General features: G+C 62.6%; 18 protein-coding genes and 1 rRNA gene. 10 read left to right on the top strand and 9 right to left on the bottom strand.

The features are described 5' to 3' along the window. Positions 1 to 30: 30 nt before the first annotated feature. Positions 31 to 1734 carry an amidase gene (locus ACB033_RS12370; protein WP_139725727.1) on the top strand — a complete coding sequence of 568 codons (1704 nt, stop codon included), beginning with the start codon at positions 31 to 33 and terminating at the stop codon, positions 1732 to 1734. Positions 1735 to 1819: 85 nt separating this feature from the next. Here the strand turns inward: ACB033_RS12370 and ACB033_RS12365 are convergent, their stop codons facing one another. Beyond that, positions 1820 to 2773 carry a DUF2971 domain-containing protein gene (locus ACB033_RS12365; protein WP_139725726.1) on the bottom strand — a complete coding sequence of 318 codons (954 nt, stop codon included), beginning with the start codon at positions 2771 to 2773 and terminating at the stop codon, positions 1820 to 1822. 694 nt (positions 2774 to 3467) lie between these two features. Here ACB033_RS12365 and ACB033_RS12360 point away from each other — a divergent pair. Continuing rightward, positions 3468 to 4229 carry a CphA family subclass B2 metallo-beta-lactamase gene (locus ACB033_RS12360; protein ID WP_240041772.1) on the top strand — a complete coding sequence of 254 codons (762 nt, stop codon included), beginning with the start codon at positions 3468 to 3470 and terminating at the stop codon, positions 4227 to 4229. A 163-nt stretch (positions 4230 to 4392) separates the two neighbouring features. Next, a complete protein-coding gene (locus tag ACB033_RS12355; RefSeq protein WP_139725724.1) occupies positions 4393 to 5685 on the top strand; it encodes a lipopolysaccharide biosynthesis protein in 1293 nt (430 codons plus the stop codon). A 60-nt stretch (positions 5686 to 5745) separates the two neighbouring features. Here the strand turns inward: ACB033_RS12355 and ACB033_RS12350 are convergent, their stop codons facing one another. The 5 genes from ACB033_RS12350 to ACB033_RS12330 all read right to left on the bottom strand — a co-directional run bounded on the left by ACB033_RS12350 (position 5746) and on the right by ACB033_RS12330 (position 9589). Further along, the gene (locus ACB033_RS12350; protein WP_024941976.1) at positions 5746 to 6177 is read right to left on the bottom strand and encodes a carboxymuconolactone decarboxylase family protein; all 432 of its coding nucleotides are present in this window, start codon (positions 6175 to 6177) and stop codon (positions 5746 to 5748) included. After that, positions 6174 to 6815, bottom strand: a complete 642-nt coding sequence (locus tag ACB033_RS12345) for an FMN-dependent NADH-azoreductase (protein WP_139725723.1) — start codon at positions 6813 to 6815, stop codon at positions 6174 to 6176. Before ACB033_RS12345 ends, ACB033_RS12350 begins: the two co-directional genes overlap by 4 nt. Next, on the bottom strand, positions 6812 to 7246 hold the full coding sequence (locus ACB033_RS12340; RefSeq protein WP_139725722.1) for a GNAT family N-acetyltransferase: 435 nt from the start codon (positions 7244 to 7246) through the stop codon (positions 6812 to 6814). Before ACB033_RS12340 ends, ACB033_RS12345 begins: the two co-directional genes overlap by 4 nt. Positions 7247 to 7372: 126 nt before the next feature. After that, positions 7373 to 8617: a DEAD/DEAH box helicase gene (locus ACB033_RS12335; protein ID WP_139725721.1), complete on the bottom strand. Its 1245-nt coding sequence runs from the start codon at positions 8615 to 8617 to the stop codon at positions 7373 to 7375. Between the two features lie 102 nt (positions 8618 to 8719). Continuing rightward, positions 8720 to 9589, bottom strand: a complete 870-nt coding sequence (locus ACB033_RS12330; protein WP_139725720.1) for a LysR family transcriptional regulator — start codon at positions 9587 to 9589, stop codon at positions 8720 to 8722. Positions 9590 to 9808: 219 nt separating this feature from the next. Between ACB033_RS12330 and ACB033_RS12325 the strand changes: the two genes are divergently transcribed. Continuing rightward, positions 9809 to 11041: an MFS transporter gene (locus ACB033_RS12325; protein ID WP_139725719.1), complete on the top strand. Its 1233-nt coding sequence runs from the start codon at positions 9809 to 9811 to the stop codon at positions 11039 to 11041. 110 nt (positions 11042 to 11151) lie between these two features. On the opposite strand, the gene ACB033_RS12320 is transcribed toward ACB033_RS12325, so the two are convergent. Next, positions 11152 to 11607 carry a hypothetical protein gene (locus ACB033_RS12320; protein WP_025202207.1) on the bottom strand — a complete coding sequence of 152 codons (456 nt, stop codon included), beginning with the start codon at positions 11605 to 11607 and terminating at the stop codon, positions 11152 to 11154. A gap of 170 nt (positions 11608 to 11777) precedes the next feature. Here ACB033_RS12320 and ACB033_RS12315 point away from each other — a divergent pair, with 170 nt between their 5' ends. Then, positions 11778 to 12686 (top strand): S-adenosyl-l-methionine hydroxide adenosyltransferase family protein, encoded by a 909-nt coding sequence (locus tag ACB033_RS12315; protein WP_139725718.1) that lies wholly within the window; start codon positions 11778 to 11780, stop codon positions 12684 to 12686. A gap of 193 nt (positions 12687 to 12879) precedes the next feature. Beyond that, positions 12880 to 15930 (top strand): cytochrome c peroxidase, encoded by a 3051-nt coding sequence (locus ACB033_RS12310; protein WP_139725717.1) that lies wholly within the window; start codon positions 12880 to 12882, stop codon positions 15928 to 15930. A 68-nt stretch (positions 15931 to 15998) separates the two neighbouring features. Here the strand turns inward: ACB033_RS12310 and ACB033_RS12305 are convergent, their stop codons facing one another. After that, entirely contained in the window at positions 15999 to 16292 is a 294-nt protein-coding gene (locus tag ACB033_RS12305; RefSeq protein ID WP_017764061.1) for a hypothetical protein, read from the bottom strand. Between the two features lie 145 nt (positions 16293 to 16437). Further along, positions 16438 to 16998 carry a carbonic anhydrase gene (locus ACB033_RS12300; RefSeq protein ID WP_005309014.1) on the bottom strand — a complete coding sequence of 187 codons (561 nt, stop codon included), beginning with the start codon at positions 16996 to 16998 and terminating at the stop codon, positions 16438 to 16440. A 230-nt stretch (positions 16999 to 17228) separates the two neighbouring features. Between ACB033_RS12300 and ACB033_RS12295 the strand changes: the two genes are divergently transcribed. From ACB033_RS12295 to ACB033_RS12280, 4 genes are all read left to right on the top strand, one after another. Beyond that, entirely contained in the window at positions 17229 to 17876 is a 648-nt protein-coding gene (locus tag ACB033_RS12295; RefSeq protein WP_017781081.1) for a ribonuclease, read from the top strand. A gap of 68 nt (positions 17877 to 17944) precedes the next feature. Next, on the top strand, positions 17945 to 18229 hold the full coding sequence (locus ACB033_RS12290; RefSeq protein ID WP_042051325.1) for a Pathogenicity locus: 285 nt from the start codon (positions 17945 to 17947) through the stop codon (positions 18227 to 18229). Beyond that, the gene (locus ACB033_RS12285) at positions 18226 to 19284 is read left to right on the top strand and encodes a nitronate monooxygenase family protein (RefSeq protein ID WP_139725716.1); all 1059 of its coding nucleotides are present in this window, start codon (positions 18226 to 18228) and stop codon (positions 19282 to 19284) included. Before ACB033_RS12290 ends, ACB033_RS12285 begins: the two co-directional genes overlap by 4 nt. A gap of 492 nt (positions 19285 to 19776) precedes the next feature. Further along, positions 19777 to 19875 (top strand): 16S ribosomal RNA (locus ACB033_RS12280); the annotation flags it as partial.

Below are 19875 nucleotides of genomic sequence, written 5' to 3'. Positions count from 1 at the left end.
ACAAACAGTCACCCTTTACAGGAGATCAAAATGATCGAAGTGACCGAGGTTTCCATTGCCGAGCTGCGCGGTGCGCTCGAAGCAGGCCGCACCACAGCGGTCGAACTGGTCAAGGCCTATCTGGCCCGGATCGAGGCCTACAACGGCCCCGAGACCAACACCAAGCTCAACGCTTTGGTAGTCCCCAACCCCGATGCGCTGAAAGAGGCGCAAGCGTCTGATGAGCGCCGCGCCCGTGGCGAAACTCTGGGGCCGCTCGACGGTATCCCCTACACCGCCAAAGACAGCTATCTGGTCAAGGGGCTGACCGCCGCCTCCGGCAGCCCGGCCTTCAAGGATCTGGTGGCCCAGCGCGATGCCTTTACCGTTGAGCGGCTGCGCGCCGCCGGTGCCATCTGCCTTGGCAAAACCAATATGCCGCCGATGGCCAATGGCGGCATGCAGCGCGGCGTCTATGGCCGTGCCGAGAGCCCCTACAATGCCGACTACCTGACCGCGCCCTTTGCCTCCGGCTCCTCCAACGGTGCCGGTACCGCCACCGCCGCCAGCTTCTCCGCCTTCGGCCTGGCTGAAGAGACCTGGTCGAGCGGCCGTGGCCCGGCCTCCAACAACGGTCTGTGCGCCTACACCCCGTCCCGTGGTGTCATCTCGGTGCGCGGCAACTGGCCGCTGACTCCGACCATGGATGTGGTGGTGCCTTATGCCCGCACCATGGCTGATCTCTTGGAAGTGCTGGATGTGGTAGTGGCTGACGATGCCGATACCCGTGGAGATCTCTGGCGCATGCAGCCCTGGGTGCAACTGCCCAAGGCCTCCGAAGTGCGTCCGGCTTCCTATCTGGAGCTGGCTGCCAAGGCCGATGCCCTCAAGGGCAAGCGCCTCGGCGTGCCGCGCATGTTTATCAACAAGGATGAACTGGCCGGCACCAGCGAAAACCCCGGTATCGGCGGCCCGACCGGTCAGCGCATCCATACCCGCGAGGCCGTGATTGCCCTCTGGGAAGATGCGCGCAAGGCGCTGGAAGCCGCTGGCGCCGAGGTCATCGAAGTGGACTTCCCGCTGGTCTCCAACTGCGAAGGGGACCGACCAGGCGCGCCGACCGTGTTCAATCGCGGCATCGTGAGCCCGGAGTTTCTCAACGACGAGCTGTGGGAGCTCTCCGGCTGGGCGTTCGACGACTTCCTGCGCGCCAACGGCGATCCCAAGCTTAAGCAATTGGCCGATGTCGACGGGCCCAAGATCTTCCCCCACGATCCGGGCACTTTGCCTAACCGCGAGGGCGATCTGGCGGCGGGCATGGACGAGTACGTCAATATGGCCAAGCGCGGCCTCAAGCGTTTCGACGAGATTGCCTCGGTGCCGGATGGCCTGCGTGCTCTGGAAAAGACCCGCAAGCTGGATCTGGAGGACTGGATGGACGGGCTCAAGCTCGACGCCGTGCTGTTCCCCACCGTCGCCGACGTCGCCCCGGCTGATGCGGATGTGAATCCGGTCTCCGCCGATATCGCCTGGAGCAACGGCATCTGGGTTGCCAACGGCAACCTCGCCATTCGCCATCTCGGCGTGCCGACCGTCACTGTCCCCATGGGCATCATGGCCGATATCGGTATGCCGGTGGGCCTGACCTTCGCCGGTCGCGCCTATGACGACAATAAGCTGCTGCGCTTCGCCTCGGCCTTCGAATCCACCGGCAGCAAGCGCAAGGTGCCGCCGCGTACGCCGCCGTTGGCTTGATTTGTGTGGTGAGTTAAATCTCTCTGGTTTATCCGAAGATAATGAAAAAACCACCCGTTATGCGGGTGGTTTTTATTTAAATGTGTTATTGGTTCGGTATTTCCATCTTATGTTCACCAAAAATTTCCACGCCTGAATATGCTACCTTGGGTAAGTGGACGCTCCACTCGCAATTTTCGTTGTAAGGTTGTTTAATTAGGTCTGCATTTTTGTTTGTTAATACCATTTCATAGTACTTTATACTTGGTTGTCGACCTTCCATCATTTTTATAATCGTATGCCTTATTTCAGCTGGGCATCGGAGACCAAACGTGATTTCCTCTAACATTAGGGGCGAGTTTTGAATACCAATGTTACTTATCAGTCTGTATTCTTTTTCATATTTCCATGTTCTGCTTTTCTTTAAGAGGATTTCATTTTCTATGATGGTTTGTTCATCTTTATCATTTTTAACAAATGCATTGTAAAGTGATGATGTTTTTATCACGCCATGCTTGCCATATATCACAGGCTTGATATCAGGAACAGGCTTTCTATTATCGCTATATCCAATACAGATACCTTTATGTTCATCACCATAATGGCTCCACATTAGCATGTTTTTCCCATCTTTAGAAAAACAGAAAACACCGCTACTGTAATGTTCCCTTAACTCTGAAAGTATATTTGAAGTTAATATTCCAGTTTCAGCATCCTCCGGTGTACAGGTATACTCTGGATCGGTTGAGTTATAATTCATTCTATTTAAGTCATCTATTACTATAGATTTTGCCATTTCTTCTAGTAAGGGTTTTATTTTTGCTTCAATGTCTTTACCTCTAATGTTCTGTTCTGCATTTTTAAGTGTTCTAGGAAACTTTAGCCTAGCATATATCTGTCTTAGCTCTTCAATTGAAGAATTATTCTCAATGGAGAACATTTTGCAGTCAAGTGGGTCATTAAAGGTCGCGGGTGAAGCATAAAATATTTTATCCCAACAAAGAGATTCTATTAGGTTAGTATTCATCGCCCTGTATTTGTAGAAAATTTCTTTCTTCATCACCGTACCTGCACGTTTTAGTGAGTAATTTCATGCATCATAATATGATTTCATATTTGTTTTCTAATCTATTGTCGGGATAGATTGAGCATTGTTTAGCTTGCATGATTGTCTTCACAGTTAGTGCCATGGGTTCGAATAGTGAATCGTATTCAGACGATCGCGGACAGGCCGTGGCCGAGAAGCAGGTGATATTCAGAGTTTCCTGTTGGCCTTGCCATGACTCGATGCGTGGCGATAAACGGACGATTACGCTGCGCTAATCGTCCCTACATTATGTGGCTTATTGTTACCTCCCCCTCATCCCCAGCCCTTCTCCCGCAAGGGGAGAAGGGAGCAAATATGCTCCGCTGATTGTGCGTTGGCTCTGTGGTGCGGGTGAATATGAGTGGCTTGGAATTGGCACGGGCCATCCCCTCTCCCTCGGGAGAGGGTTAGGGTGAGGGGTTGCTATCTGTGTTGTCGGTTCGTTTTGCGCCTTTATAGCTCTTCACTCTCCATTCCCCGCACCGTCAATCGCGTGGCTCGCTGCCGGTTCCCCCCTGATTTTTTCTGAATTCCCCCCTGACTTCACCTTCTCTTCACACAAGCCCATTTTCCCTTCACAAATCCCCCGTATTTTCTGCCCACTGATAAATGGGCCCGGCTTGCCACAGGGGTGGCGAGGGGGCGGTTGGTTCGAGGGAGCAAGATGATGAAAGGTTGGATAAAGTGCGGGCTGGCCGGCGCCGTGGTGCTGGTGGCGAGCTTCTGGGGTGGCAGCGTGCGGGCGGCGGGGATGTCGCTGACACAGGTGAGCGGCCCCGTCTATGTGGTGGAGGACAACTACTACGTGCAGGAAAATTCCATGGTCTATTTCGGGGCCAAGGGAGTGACTGTGGTGGGGGCGACCTGGACGCCGGATACCGCCCGCGAGCTGCACAAGCTGATCAAACGGGTCAGCCGCAAGCCGGTGCTGGAGGTGATCAACACCAACTACCACACCGACCGTGCCGGCGGTAACGCCTACTGGAAGTCCATCGGTGCCAAGGTGGTATCGACCCGCCAGACCCGGGATCTGATGAAGAGCGACTGGGCCGAGATTGTCGCCTTTACCCGCAAGGGGTTGCCGGAGTACCCGGACTTGCCGCTGGTACTGCCCAACGTGGTGCACGATGGCGACTTCACCCTGCAAGAGGGCAAGCTGCGCGCCTTCTACGCGGGCCCGGCCCACACGCCGGACGGCATCTTTGTCTACTTCCCCGACCAGCAGGTGCTCTATGGCAACTGCATCCTCAAGGAGAAGCTGGGCAACCTGAACTTTGCCGATGTGAAGGCCTATCCGCAGACCCTTGAGCGGCTGAAAGCGATGAAGCTGCCGATCAAGACGGTGGTGGGCGGTCACGACTCGCCGCTGCACGGCCCTGAGCTTATCGATCGCTACGAGGCGCTGATCAAGGCTGCGCCCCAGTCATAAGCCGGCGCGGTGGCAGCCGGAGGACGCGCTGGACGCACTAAAAGAGACGCCCGGCCGGGCGTTGCTGGCAGGGGGACGCCCTTGCCCCCTGTTTCGGGCTGTTCAAGGGCGGCCCCCTTTCATAAGATGGGCCTCTCCTCACGCAGTTAGCGGGCCTTTCGTGATGCACGCAATTCAAGACGAACAACCCGATTCACTTGGCCGCCTCAAGCAGGCCTTCATCACCGGCATGTGGGCGTCCCTTGCCAGCATCATTATCGGCTTCGCCTTCAAGGTGTGGCTGGCGCAGTGGGTGGCCAAGGGGGATCTGGCGCTGTTCAACAGCGTGGTGGATTTGATCTCGCTGTCCCTCATCCTGATGACCGGCTTTCGCTCCTCCATGGTGGTGAGTTACTCCCAGACCAGGAACGATCGGGACATCATCAATATCTTCCGCTACTTCCTCATCGGCATGGTGCTGCTCACCTGGGGGCTGGTGATCCCCTACATCAAGCACGGGCTCCATATCCGGGCCGAATATCTGCAACTGGTAGGGGTCATCTTCGGGCTGGGGCTCAAGGTCTACTTCACCAATCTGGTGGCCATGTACCGGATGTACGGGATCTCCAACCGGGTCACCTGGCTGGAACCGCTGGCCAACGGTTTGATGTTTATGGCCTGCTATTTCGCACTTGGCCTGGATGCCCTTGCTTCGCTCTTCTACGGGCTGACCTTCTCCTCGCTCGCCATCGCCGGTTACATGTATCTGCATCGCCGTCGGGCCATCGCCACCCGGCCGCTGGCCAGGGTCGAGCTTGGCCCCGATATGCGCAGCTATGTGAAGAAGAGCTTCACCGCGTCCCTCGAGGCGGGGGCCAGCATCCTGATGATCTACATCACGGTACTGCTCACCATCCGCCATTTCAGCCTCGACGAGCTGGGGGATTTTCAGGTGGTGGTGCGCCCCATCTTTACCTATATGACGTTGCTTTTCGTTTTCCCCATCTACCGCTTCGTGCTGCCTGAGCTGGCGGTCAATCTGCGCAGCGGCGATCACCGCCAGATCCGCCTGATCCGGCGCTGGATCTTCCGCCTCAGTGCCATCGTCAGCCTCGTCTTTTTCTTGGTGATGCTGCTGGCGGGCAAGCCGCTGGTGTCGCTGTTGTTCCCGGCCGACTATCTGGGGGCCGTGCCGGTGCTGCTGCACTTTTCCCTCTTCTTCATCTTTATGATGCTCAACGGCTACCAGCTCGCCTATATCAAGGCCCACGGCCACTTTACCCAGAGCCTGCTGATCCGGGCGGTGGGCATAGTGGCGCTGGTGGCGGCCTATTACCTGGTGGCCCGCTTCACCACCAATGTGGTGGCCATTATCGTGGCGCTCGGCCTCGGTTATCTGGTGATGTTCGTGCTCTCCACCCTGGCCGAGCAGCGCATCCTGCGCACCCTGCCGCCCGTGCTGGCCAGCCAAGGGTAGCCGCCGGTTGGTCAATAAAAAACGCCCGCTTGGGCGTTTTTTATTGGGTTGCGCTGCGGGTTACAGCAGCATGCCAACGGCCAGCCGGTTGAAGGCATTCATCAGGGCGGCCGCCAGGGTCAGATCCGAGATCTCGCGATCGGAAAAGTGGGCCTTGAGCGGTGCGTAGCGCTCGTCCGGTGCGCCTGCCTCATGGACATAAGTGAGCGTCTCGGCCCAGGCCAGGGCGGCGCGTTCGCGTTCGCTGAACAGGTCGCTGACCCGCCATCCCGCCAGACAATCGAGTTTCTGCTGCGACACCTCGCACTCGCGCAGCGTCTTGGCGTGCTTGCCTAGGCAGAAGGCGCAGCCGTTGATCTGCGAGATGCGCAGATAGACCAGCTCCAGCAAGGGAGCGCCGAGGGGGCCTGCGGCCAGGGCGTCGCTGGTGGCGCGCAGCCCTTGATAGGCCTCGGCTGACAGGGTGGAAAAGGGAAGTCTTGGTTGGGTCATGGCAGTACTCCAAGGTGGTGTGGATCGGCAAGCCGGCTAAACAGGGGCTGCTGCGCCAGCAGCGCGCGGTTGGTGTCGATGGTCTGGCGCACCGCCTCGTCACCGAACACCAGTCCCTGCAGATAGAAGAAATGGATGTTGAACAGCCCCAGGGTGTTGAGCGCGTGGCGCAGGTAGGGGGTCAGGAAATCGGGTTGCCCGGCTCGCGGGCCCTGATGAAAGCCGCCCGATCCCACCAGGACGTAGACGGGGCGGTTGGCCAGCAGCCCCAGCTTGCCCTCGGCACTCGACTGGAAGGTGCGATGGATGCGCAGCACATAGTCAATCCACAGCTTGAGGGCGGCCGGCAGGGTGAAGTTGTGCAGCGGGGTGGCGATGATCAGGGCATCGCTCTGCTCCAGCTCCCGGATCAGCGTCTCGGAGAGGGCCAGCTCGGGGGCGTCAAAGGGGGTGACCGTGGTCAGTGCCTGTACATAGGCCTGGCTCAGGGCCGGCAGGGGGTCAGTGCCAACAGGGCGTTCGACCAGAGCGAGGGTCGGATGCGCTTGCCGCAGACAGGCCACCAGGTCCAGCGCCAACCGGTTGGCATGAGAGGCAGCCCCCTGGGCGCTGGCATTGATCAGCAGTACCTGGTTCATGGGCGCAGATCCTCGCAAAAGTGCATCCCGCGGGAGAGCAACCCGCAGCGAAAGTAGAAGCGCTGGGCCAGCGCATTGTGCAGGCCAGTATCGAGCACCAGGTGATCGCACCCCAGCCGCAGGGCTTCGGCGCGCACGGCGTCCAGAAGCTGCGCCCCCAGGCCGCTGCGCTGCAGGTCGGGACTGACGACGAGATCGTCGATATAGACAAAGCGCCCGTAGATGAGGTTTTCCTGCAGGCGATAGCCGGCCAGGCCGACGATGCGTTCGGCGTCCCGTGCACCCAGCAGGCGATAGCCTTGTTGTGCCTGCCTGGTGAGCTGCGCCATATAGCGCTCCGGGCAGCTGAGGTGGGGTCGCAGCTGCTGCATCAGGGCGAAGCTGGCGGCAAAGGCCGCTTCGTCGTCGAGGGGGTGGAGAGTGTGTGCCACATCCGGTGTCCATGCTGGGGTGATGAGGCACTGTATGCCCGTCATGGACCCGGTCACAGGGCCAAAAACGGTGTAAATGAGTAGGCCATGTGGCCGTGCGGAGGGAGCCTGGGCTCCCTCATTGGATCAGCGGCGGGCCTTGCTCTTGTTGCCAGCGAGCGCCTGCTTTCTGGCGCGCTGCTTCTGGGCCGCCTTGCTGCTGCGGCGTGGCTCGGGGTCGAAGCGGGTGAGATCCGGCTCAAAGCCCGGGAACCACTGCTGGGGCAGGCGGGTGTCGAGCACCGCCTCCACCTTCTCCAAGAGCTGCGCATCTTCCGGGCTGAACAGGGTGATGGCGAGCCCCTTGTTGCCGGCGCGGCCGGTACGGCCGATGCGATGCACGTAATCCTCCGCCACAAACGGGAATTCCATATTGATCACGTAGTTGAGATCCGTGATGTCGAGGCCGCGGGCCGCCACGTCGGTGGCAACCAGTGCCTGCAGAGTGCCGGCGCGAAACTCCAGCAGCACCTTCTCCCGCGCGCCCTGTGACAGGTCACCGTGGAAGGCCAGCGCATTGATGCCCGCCTTGCCGAGCTGCTGGGCCAGCTTGTCGGCCCCCTGGCGGGTGCGGCTGAAGATCAGCGCCGGCGCCCAGCCCTTCACCTTCAACATGTGCTCGACCAGCGCCAGCTTGCGATCGCCATCCACCGTATAGACCCGCTGCTCCACCTCGGCCGCCGTGGTGTTGCGTGGGGCCACTTCGATAAGTGCCGGGTCACGCAACAACACCTTGCTCAAGGCAAACAGGTTGTCATCGCAGGTGGCCGAAAAGAGCAGGGTCTGGCGATCCGCCGGGATCTGTTTCAGTAGCGCCTTGATCTCGTCCATAAAGCCCATGTCGAGCATGCGATCTGCCTCGTCAAACACCAGATGGCGCAGCGCGGCCAGACTCAGCGCCCCCTGGCGCAGATGGTCGAGCAGGCGGCCCGGGGTGGCGATCAGGATATCCACGCCGTTTTTCAATGCCTCCACCTGCGCCGCGATACTCACCCCGCCGTAGACCAGCGTGCTGGTGAGGTCGGAGCCCTTGGCGTAGCGCGTGACGCTCTCATGCACCTGCACCGCCAGCTCGCGGGTCGGCACCAGCACCAGGGCGCGGATGGGGCGGGGCTCTGCCTGTGGCTGCTGTAGCAGCTGTTCCAGCAGTGGCAGCACGAAGGCGGCGGTCTTGCCGGTGCCGGTCTGGGCGCCCGCCATCAGATCGTGCCCCGCCAGAATGAGCGGGATGGCGCCGGCCTGCACCGGGGTCGGCGCGGTGTAGCCAAGCTCGGTCAGGGTCTGCTGCAGGCGGGGGGAGAGCGCCAGATCGGCGAAGGAGGCAATGGACATAAGGGTACCCGTCGGGATGGGCGCGGCCACGCCGCGCTGGAAACAGTCTTGATGGCCGGCATGGTAACAGATGCGGGGCCGCGGGCAGAAGGCGCCGCCGGCTCAGCGGCAGTGAAACACCTCTTCCAGTGCGTCCACCACGGCGCGCACCCGGCTGGCTTTTTGCAAGTCGGGGTGGAGCACCAGCCAGATGTCGACTGGATCGCACAGGGTGGGCAGCACGCGCACCAGATCCGGCTCCTTGTCCGCCAGAAAGGTGGAGAGCAGGGCGATGCCGAGCCCCTGGCGGGCGGCCGCCAGCAACAGCAGCTGGGCGTTGCACTGCAGCACCACGTTGGGCTCGTGCAGCGGCTCCCCGCATAGGCTGTGCCAGTGGCGGGAGACCAGCTCCCTGGCAAACAGCAGCAGGGCGTGCTGGCTGAGAGCGTGGCCGCTCTTGGGCGTGCCGTGGCGGGCCAGATAGTCGCGAGAGGCGTAGAGCCCCATCTCTATGGTGGTGAGGCGCTTGATCACCAGTTCGTCGTTGTCCGGGCGCAGCCCGCGGATGGCGAGATCGGCCTCCCGGTAGGCGATGTCGCTGACGCTGACCGCGGTCTGCAGGCTGAGCCGGATGCCGGGGTGGCGCTCGCGCAGCAGGGTGAGGGCGGGCAGCACGAAGGCTTGGGCCAGGGTATCGGTGGTGGCGATGCGCACCTCGCCGCACAGGCTCTGATCGCCGGCGCTCGCCTTGCGTTCGATGGCCTTGATGGCCTGCTCCATGGCGCTGGCATCCGCCAGCATGGCCTCGCCGAGGGGGCTGAGATCATAGAGCTTGGGGGTGCGGATAAAGAGTTTGGAGCCGAGGTTCTGCTCCAGCGCCGTGATGCGGCGCCCCACGGTGGCCTGATCGACCCCCAGTACACCGGCAGCGCCACGCAGGGTACCCTGCCGTGCCAGTGCCAGAAAAAACCGCGCGTCGTCCCAGTTGATCATCGAGCCTCCCGTTTGTCAGCCCCTGTTGGAGCTTGCTCATTAGAAGCCAGCGCCGGCGGGAGCACAAGGCAAGAGTGCCCTTGTCGACATGCAGATAGATGCCACTGACATGCATTATTGAAGCAGGCTGATGCATTTGTGTCGCTGTCGAGGGGCCACGACGGGCGCTATCATGGCGCCTCTCGTCAGCGGCCTTGCCCGCCCTCATCGGAGCCTTGCATGTCATCATCTCTTTGCGCCGCTGCCCCCTCTGCGGCGGCTACCTCCCATCGCGCTATCCTGCTGTTTCTGCCGCTGGCGCTGATGTCGGCGCTGCTCAACAGCAGCGTGCCCACCCCCCTCTATCCCCACTATCAGCAGGCGCTGGCCCTGAGCGATGTCAGCCTCACCCTCATCTATGGCGGCTATGCGGGCGGGGTGCTGATCTCCCTGTTCGGGGTGGGCAATCTGGCGGGCAGGGTGAGCGATCTGCGCGCCATGATCCTGCCGGCCCTGCTGGCGGTACTGGGGGGCGCCCTGCTGTTTGCTCTCGCGGACTCCTTCTGGTCGCTGTTGTTGGCGCGGGTGCTGGCCGGGATCGGCACCGGCGCCCTGACCGGCGCCGCCAACGTGGCCCTGCTGCGCTTTGGCCCGCGCGATGGCGGCAAGCGGGCGGCCCTCAGCGCGACCCTCTCCTTCACCGCCGGGTTGGCGCTCGGTCCGGTGTTCAGCGGGTTGGCGTTGCAGCTGGAGTGCTATCCGACCCAACTGCCCTTCCTGCTCATCATGGGGCTGGCGGCCTGCGCCATGGCGGGGGTGGCATTGAGCTGGCCCGCCAGCGCGCAAGGGGCGCCTGCTGCGGCAACCCAGCAGGGCAGGGGATCGCTGGGGGAGGGGCTCAAAGCCACCGGGGCGGCTTTCTTCATCTGTGCACTGGCGCTGTTTACCGCCTGGGCGGTGGCGGCCAGCCTGCTGGCCATCGGCCCCAAGGTGGCGAGTCAGCTGTTGGGGCTGCGGGATCTCGGCCTGTTCGGCTATCTCATTGCGGCCTACATGGTGCTCTCCGGCCTCTGTCAGCTCTGGGCCCGTCGGCTCGATGCCCGCCACACCCTGCAAAGCGGCGCTCTGGCGCTGGCGATTTGCATGCTGCTGTTTGCCGGCGCCGTGCATGCCCAGTCGTGGTGGCTGGCGGTGGTCGGTTTGCTGGTGGCCGGTTATGCCCAGGGCGCGGTGTTCGTCGGCAGTGCGACCCTGGTCAACCGCATCGCGCCGGCTGCCAGCCACGCCCGGCTGGTGTCGCTCTTTTACGTGATCGCCTATGTGGCGAACTGGGTGCCTGTGTTGCTGGGCTGGGTCAGCGATGGAGCCGGCGTGCAGGCGGCGGTGGATCTGCTCACCATCGGCAGCGTGCTGATCAGCCTGGGGCTGGCCTGGGCGGCCTGGCGCACCCGCTTCGAGCCGGCTGCCGGCTAGCGTGACTCAGTCGGCCAGCACCACCCGCTCGGCCGACAGATGGTGCATCCATTCGCGCAGGATCAAGAGGGCGGCGGCAAAGTGCCGGGTCTTGGGCAGGCTAGTGTGACTCAGTCGGCCAGCACGACTCGCTCGGCCGACAGATGGTGCATCCATTCGCGCAGGATCAACAGGGCAGCGGCAAAGTGCCGGGTCTTGGGCAGGTTGGCGGCGGCCAGCGGGTCACCCTCCACCATGGCGGCAAACTGGCCGAACAGCTGCTCCAGGCTCTCCCGGCTCAGTTCACGACTGCCGAGCACCTCGGCCAGCGGCAACGGTGCCTGCAGGGTCACCACCTCATGGGGTGGTACCTCGGCGGCCAGCGGCATCAGCACGTCCTCCACCACCATGATGGCCTGCTCCAACTCCAGCGCGCTCGGCGGATCTCGGCGAAACGGGCCCGGCGTCATGGCTTCGAGGCCGAAGCCCAAGTCGCGGGTGAAGCGGGTGCCGTCGGCCCGGGTCAGCTGCAGCTGGCTGCTGTGCTCCCCCAGGCTGAGCAGGATGGCGGTCTGGTTGTGGGTCATGGGATCTCCTTGTAGCGGTCGCGACTCAGCCCTATCCATACACCCGCCGCGACCTGCTGGCGAGGGCTTTCGGCGCCCCCCATCCGGGGAATACGGCTTGCAATATGTGGTATCGATGGCATTCTGGATGTCTAGATGGTTATTTTGTCGTTACCTTCAGGAGTTCAGATATGGATATTCGTACCGCCCCGCGCGCGCTTGCGCTCGCCCTGTTGCTGGCCAGCGGCCTTGCCACCGCCAACGAGGCGCTGGTGATCCAGACCGACTTTGGTCTCAAGGATGGTGCCGTCTCGGCCATGAAGGGGGTCGCCTTCGGGGTGGACCGCACCCTGCCGCTCTATGACCTGACCCACGAGATCCCGGCCTACAACATCTGGGAAGCCTCCTACCGTCTCTATCAGACCCTGCAGTACTGGCCCAAGGGGACAGTGTTCGTCAGCGTGGTGGATCCGGGGGTCGGTACCGATCGCAAGTCGGTGGTGCTCAAGACCAAGAGCGGGCACTACATCGTCAGCCCGGACAACGGCACCCTGACCCTGGTGGCGGAGCACTTCGGCATCGATACCGTGCGCCAGATCGACGAGAAGACCAACCGGCTCAGGGGCTCCGAGAAGTCCTACACCTTCCACGGCCGCGACGTCTACGCCTACACCGGCGCCCGCCTCGCCTCCGGAGCCATCAGCTATGAGCAGGTAGGGCCCAAGCTGCCGGCCGAGGTGGTGAAGATCCCCTATCAGCCGGCAGTGGCCGAGCAGGATGGCACCCTCAAGGGCACCATTTCGATCCTGGACGTGCAGTACGGCAACGTGTGGACCAACATCGACGACAGCCTGTTGACCAAGGCGGGGATCAACAAGGGTGACAACGCCTGCATCAAGATCAGCGAAGGGGATGCGCTGAAGTACGAGGGCAAGGCCCCCTATGTCAGCAGCTTTGGCGATGTGCCGGAAGGCCAGCCGCTGGTCTACCTCAACAGCCTGCTGCAGGTGTCAGTGGCGCTGAACATGGACAGCTTCGCCGCCCAGCATCAGGTGCAATCCGGTGCCAACTGGCATATCAGCCTGAAGAAGTGCTCCTGATCGCGAGCCGAGGTCACCGGCTGACCGGTACACGGAGATAAAGAGGGCAGGCATCGACGGATGCCTGCCCTCTTGTCATGGCGTCCGAGGCAGGATGGTTGTTGTCAAAACACATATTTGCAAGGTGATATTGATAATGATTGTCATTTGGCTGGATAATCGCCGACTCCTCAGACCACTCACCCTTTGCACGATGAAAACCAGCCTCTTACTGGTCAGCCTGCTGATCCTGACCGCCTGCAATGACAACCATAGCCAGGCGCCCGTTCCCTCTGTGCCGGTGGTGACACCGCCCGTGGTAGAGCCGCCGGTAGAACCTCCGGTGGTGACGCCACCCACAGAGCCGCCGGTTGAGCCGGTACCGACCCATACCCGCAGCGAGTTGACCGTGCGGCTCGATGTGACGACCCGCCTGGGGCTGGGGGCCACCCTGCTGCTGCGCCAGGCCGCTACCGGCATCGCGGTGAGCGGAGAGGTGGGGGAGGAGCGCCCCTTGGTCATGACGCTGCCGGCCGGTTTGCTGCTGGATCAGCCGCTGGAGCTGGTGGGGAGCGACGGCAGCTATATTCTGCGCGCCGCGACGGCCCGAGTGGCCGATCTCGGTGCCACGGCACTGTCGGCCCGCCGCGCTGACGCTCCTTCCTTGCGACTGGATGAAGAGGAGACAGCGCTGTTCCTGCTGGCCGACCGCAATGGGGACGGCACTCTCGATCAGAGCGAGTGGGGGCAACTGGCAGAGATCCGTCTGCAACAGCAAACACTCATCCAGGACTATGCAGTCCTGTTGCTGGCCCAGCGCCAGCCGGGGGCCGAGCTCAACTATCCGGACAGCTGGCAGATGCTGCTGGCCCTGCGTGCCGATCAGGGGGAGCGCAGCTGGTATCGGCGCAGCAACAGCAGCCCCATCGAGGCGGCGAGGCAGCTGCTCTATCCCGCCCAACCCAGCCAGCCCGACGAGCCGGAGACGGCCGAGCTGCTGCGCCTTGATGAGCAGGGGCGGCTGACGAGCGGCACTGACTGGCGTTGCCTGCACGATGTGCGCAGCCCCGCCGGGGTCAAGGGCAGCCAGTATTGGCTGCACGCCAGCGGCAGCAGTGCGTTGCCGCAGGCCAGCCGTGCCGGGCTGGGGGTGGTGCCGACCGGCTGCGGACGCGGTGACTGGCGACTGCCTGGCCTGGCCGAATTTGAACGGCTGCTGGCGGCGGACAAGCAGAGTTGGCGCTACCCCCACACCTTTGCCCTGGCTGTGCCGGCCCGGATCTGGCTGCAGGACGGCGCCGGCCGCCCCGCTCTTTACCAACCCGCCACGGGCAGCTGGCTCGAGGAGGGGGAGGGCAGCGTGCTCTGGTATGCGCTGGCGCCCTATCCGGTACGCCCTTCGGTCATCCGTGACGACAAGATGCCCGATATGGCCGCCCTGCGCGCCCAGTATGCCGGCCCTGCCGCCCAATGGCCGGCCGCCAGGGTTGATGAGGGGGTCGAGTGGCAGGAGCTGGGGCCGCTGCCGGCGGTCCCCTTCCCGGCCGACAACCCTTACAGCCGGGCAAAGGTGGTATTGGGTCAGCAACTGTTCTTCGACAAGCGGCTCTCCCGGGCGCAAGACATCAGCTGTGCCAGCTGCCACGATCCGCAAAAGGGGTGGAGCGACGGGCTGAGCGTCTCGGTGGGCCATCAGGGGCAGAAGGGGACCCGCAACGCCCCCTCCATCCTCAACAGTGCTTTCAGCAGCAGCCAGTTCTGGGATGGCCGGGTCGGTTCCCTTGAGGAGCAGTCGCTGCACCCTATCCAGAACCCGGTAGAGATGGCGCTGGATCACGACGAACTGCTGGCGCGTCTGCGGGCCAGCCGCGACTACCGGGCGGCCTTTGCCACGGCGTTCGGTGACGAGGGGATCAGCCTGGAGCGGATCGCCAAGGCGATCGCCACCTTCGAGCGCACCATCATCAGCCGCGACAGCGACTTCGAGCGCTTCGTCCAAGGGGACGGGCAGGCCCTAAGCGACAAGGCGCTGTGGGGGATGCACCTCTATCGCACCGATGGCCGCTGCATGAACTGCCACTCCGGGCCGCTGCTGAGCCAGTACCGGTTCGAGAGCGTGGGGCTGGCCTACTATGGCCGTAATCTGGAAGACCGCGGCCGCTTCCTGCACACCCGCCAAAAGGCAGACATGGGACGCTTCAAGACCCCCAGCCTGCGGGACGTGGCGTTTACCGCACCTTATATGCACAACGGGGTCTTCCCCATCCTGGCGCAGCGCATCGGCAGTTCCGTGCAGGGGGTGGTGGCCATGTACAACTTCGGGGTGACCAAGTGGAGCAGCGGGGTGGGCTTCCCGACCGGGGTGGCGCAGTACGATCCCTTCTTCCCGCAAGCCTCCGATCACCTGCATGCGCTCGGTCTCTCCAACGACGAGCTGGATGCCATCGGTGAGTTCCTGCGTAGCGTGTCTGCCGAGCCGAGGCGCACTCCGGCCACGGTCGCCGAGCTCGGATTGAGCGGGGTAGCTGACGAGGCGCCGGTGTCTGCCATCGTGATCGATCTGCAGGTGACGCCGGCAGCCCCCCGGCTGGAAGTGGGCCAGGCGCTGGCTCTGCAGGCCGAACTGCGGCTGAGCGATGGCACGCGCAATCCGGCGCAGGGTCCCTTGCAGTGGCGCAGCATGACGCCGGAGCGGGTCAGCGTCGACGGCGATGGAGTGCTGCGCGCTCTGGCGGTGGGGCCTGCCCGGGTGCAGGTGAGCACGGGCGAGCGGATGCTGGAACTGGCGGTGCAGGTGGTGGATGCCCAGCCCGATTTCAGCCAGGGCTGCCGTCATTCCGAGCTGGCGGCGGGCGAGTTGATCTTCGTCTGCCCCCTGACTCGCGTGGAAGCAGACCGGCTGACGCTGGCCTACGACGGCAGCGCCAGGGATGAAGATGGGGATTACAACCCCTTCCCCCACGACTATGTGGTGATGAGCCAGGAACGGGCTCGCGACTACTGCCAGCAACTGGTGGCGCGTGGCCACGATGATTGGCGCCTGCCGGCGGCCAGGGAGCTGACGGCGCTGTTTGCCGCCTATCATCAGGTCGGTGAGGAGATGAAGCTGCTGACGGAGCAGGGCTGGCCGCTCTACAGCCGGCTCTGGAGCAGCGATGCCCCCAATGACGACGGGGAGGCCCCTCTGCTCGATCCGGGCAGCGGCGAGCTCATCACGGATCTGCCGCAAGAGGCTCACGGCGTCGCCTGCGTGCGGGCACGTTAATAAACTCGAGTCATGATCTCGACAAGGGCGCTGCGGCGCCCTTTTCATGGCCGGTTCTGCGGTGGGCCTTACTGCCCCTTGAGCGGGGCGGCGGCAGGTTGAAGCCGGATGGGCTGGGGCGGCAGCTCGCGCACGCTTACCACCACTTCATAGCGTTTGTCGGCTTCGGCCGGCGGAATGTTCTTGAACAGCGCCTGGGCGGTGGCCTGGGGATCCTGGCCCAACTTGCTGGCGTGATAGAGGGGAGCGGGCAACGCCGGCGGGCGCGCGTCGGGACGACCGGCTGGCGGGGCTGGCAGTTCGCAGGCCTGGGCCGACAGACTGGCAAGCAGCAGAGTGAGTGCGAGGGGGTAACGTGACATGGGGACGACTCCATCCAGGGAAGATGGCCCATCAAACGCCAGGCCGGCCGCCATCTCAATGGCTTTTACGCTCCCTTTTCACCCTCTTTACAGTCATGACAACGGGCGCCTGGGCGCCCGTTGTGGATCCTGGCAACCGCGGGACTCAGAACTCGTTGGAGAGCGCCTTGTACCCCTTGACCAGATCGATGTTGGTGTGGGCCACGTCCTCGGAGAACTCGGCGGCATCCACCGAGACCCGCGGGATATGGTCCAGATCGCTCTGCTGGTTGATGCGGGTGGTGGAGGGGACGTAGAACTCCGGCGGCAGATCGCAGCCGTCCACCACCGAGTTGTGGCGCACCACGGCGCCGTCACCGATGTGGCAGTTGAACAGCACGCTGTTGAAGCCGATGAAGACCCGGTTACCCACTTCGCACGGGCCGTGGACTATGCTGCGGTGGGCGATGGAGGTGTACTCGCCGATGGTGACCGCAGCGCCGGACTTGGAGTGGATGACGACCCCGTCCTGAATGTTGGAGTTGGCGCCGATGACGATGGGCTCCATGTCGCCGCTGGCATCCACCTCGTCGGCGCGGATCACCGCATAGGGGCCGACAAACACGTTCTCCTTGATGATCACCTTGCCACAGATGATGGCTGTCTTGTCGATATAGGCTGACTCGTCGATGACCGGCAGATGGCCGGAGGGATTCTTGCGGATCATGTTACATCCTGTTGAAGAGGAAAGCGGACGGGAAACAGGCCGGACGTGCGGGCCCGCCGGAGAGTCAGCTTACGCCTCGGTGCCGGGAGGGGAAACCCTTTACTGGTCTGACCCCGACATTGGCCGGCGCCCCGGCAGGGTGTTCCCTTTGGGCAAAATATGGGAGCATGGCCGTTCCCGAGGGCGAAACGGCCCGCTCGACACTATTTGCATAACCCTGGATATCCAAGATGAAGAAGATTGTTGTGCTGCTCGGCATGCTGCTGGCCCCCTGGTTCTCCTCTGCCGTTCAGGCCAAAGGGGAGGCCGGCGAGTTTGACTATTACGCCATGGCGCTCTCCTGGTCACCGGAGCACTGCGCCATCAAGCCGGCCGACCGGGACCAATGTTCCCGCCAGCTGGGATTCGTGCTGCACGGGCTCTGGCCCCAGTATCAGCGCGGCTATCCGAGCAGTTGTACCCGCGAGCGGCTGGATCCGGCGATGGAGCAGGAGTTTGCCGGGCTCTATCCCAGCCGCTTTCTCTATCGCCATGAGTGGGAGAAGCACGGCACCTGTTCCGGCCTGAGCCAGCGCGATTTTCATCAGCTGGCCAGCGACCTGCGCCAGAAAGTGAAGATCCCGGCCGCCTATCAGTCTCCCGCCGAGCCGCTGCGCAAGAGCCGCTTCCAGCTCAAGGCGGATCTGGCCAGTGCCAACGACTGGCTGGCCCCGGACAACATCACGGTGGCCTGCGCCGACGGTGGCCGCTTCCTGCGGGAGGTCTATATCTGCCTCAACAAGGAGGGGACCGATGCCGTCACCTGTTCCGACGAGATGCAAAAGCGCGAGTTGCGCTCCTGCGGCCAGCCGGACTTCCTGCTGCGCAGCGTACGTTGACCACTTGTCTTCATCAGGCCCCTCGCGGGCCTGATGTGCAATGAGGGTATGGGAAAGGAGTCTTATCAATGAAGAGCAAGCAAGGATTTTCGGGTGAAGAGCGGGCGCTGCTGCTCGGCGTGAAAGGGGTGGGGCCCACCGTCATCGGGCGACTTGAACAGCTTGGTTACCACAATCTGGTGCAATTGGCCGCGGCCGACACCGGCCATATCGTGCAGCTGGTGGCCAGCATGCTGGGCTCGACCTGCTGGCAGAACAGTCCGCAGGCCCGCGCGGCCATCGATGGGGCCATCGCGCTGGCGCGCAGCCAGGTCGGCGGCGTCACTCCCGAGCGGCAAGAGGCGACATCATGACGCTGTTTGCCAAACTGGGGCTGCGCTATCCCATTATTCAGGCCCCCATGGCCGGTGTGCAGGACAGCGCGCTGGCACTGGCCGTGACCCGGGCCGGCGCTCTGGGCTCATTGCCCGCGGCCATGCTGAGCCTCGCCACCTTGCGCGAAGAGCTGAGCCGGCTGGCGGCAAGCGGGGGGCCATTCAACATCAACTTCTTCTGTCACCGGCAGGAGGCGCCGGATCCCGCCGCCCAGGCCCTCTGGCTGCAGCGGCTGGCGCCCTACTATGACGAATACGGCGTGCGCGACACTGCCGGCACAGCCGCCCCTAGCCGGGCCCCGTTCAATGCCGAACATGCCGCCATGGTGGCCGAGTTCAAACCGGCCGTGGTCAGTTTCCACTTCGGGCTGCCCGAGCCCGAGTTGCTGGTTAGGGTGAAAGCCAGCGGGGCCAAGATATTGGCCAGCGCCACCACGGTCGCAGAAGCCTGCTGGCTTGCCGACCATGGCGCCGATGCCATCATCGCCCAGGGGCTGGAGGCCGGCGGCCATCGCGGCCATTTCCTCGAGGACGATCTCAGCCTGCAGCAGGGCACCTTTACCCTGTTGCCACAGATAGTAGAGGCGGTGAGGCTGCCGGTCATCGCCGCCGGCGGCATTGTCGATGGTGTCGGCATTCGCGCCGCACTGGCGCTGGGGGCCAGCGCCGTGCAGATGGGCACCGCCTTTCTCTGTTGTCATGAAGCCACCACCTCAACCCTGCATCGGGCGGCGCTGCACTCGCCGGCAGGGCGACACACGGCGCTGACCAACCTGTTCAGCGGTCGCCCAGCCCGCGGCATCGTCAATCGCCTGATGCGAGAGTTGGGCCCGCTGTCCGAAGCCGTGCCTGCCTTTCCTCATGCCAGTGGCGCCCTGGCCCCACTGCGCAGTGCGGCCGAACAGCGGGGAGATGCAGGGTGCTCGCCGCTCTGGGCTGGCCAGAATGTCTCCGGTTGCCGTGACTGGCCTGCTGCCGAACTAATCTCGCTTTGGGTAAAAGAAGCAGGGTTGGCTGACGTTATGCCTAGATAGCAAGCCAAAGCGGGTGCTGGCTCGGGTGGGAGGTCAGAAAAGAGGGGGAGAAGAGGACTCGGATCCCCTGTTTTACTCGCTATCTGTGGATAAGTTTGTATAAAAGCTGTGCTTGGATATGAATAACTAAAAAAGTGCAGTTTTTTGCAATTTTATTGCATTCGCCCCCTTGCCAGCGTGATCAATCTCTCTATAATGCGCCCCATCGACACGGCAAGCGGCAACGCAAAGCCTGAGTCGGTAGCCTCGAAAAGCCTTTGAAAATAAGGCTTGACTCGAGAAGGCGGTTGAGTAGAATGCCACTCCCGCAGCAGCCAAAAGCTGCGTCGCTCTTTAACAATTTGAATCAAGCAATCTGTGTGGGCACTCACAGCATCGAGCATCAAAAACAATTTTTGATTTTCAATGTCTGATGAAGTGACCAAAGCAACTTTTAAGTTGCAGCAGTTAATTCAGCAATTCATTGAGCCGCTTTTCGAAGCAACCAAACTTAAATTGAAGAGTTTGATCATGGCTCAGATTGAACGCTGGCGGCAGGCCTAACACATGCAAGTCGAGCGGCAGCGGGAAAGTAGCTTGCTACTTTTGCCG

The sequence above is a fragment of the Aeromonas sp. S15(2024) genome (assembly GCF_041402265.1).
GTDB classification, from domain to species: domain Bacteria; phylum Pseudomonadota; class Gammaproteobacteria; order Enterobacterales; family Aeromonadaceae; genus Aeromonas; species Aeromonas dhakensis.
This window is presented reverse-complemented; position numbering and strand designations above follow the sequence as displayed.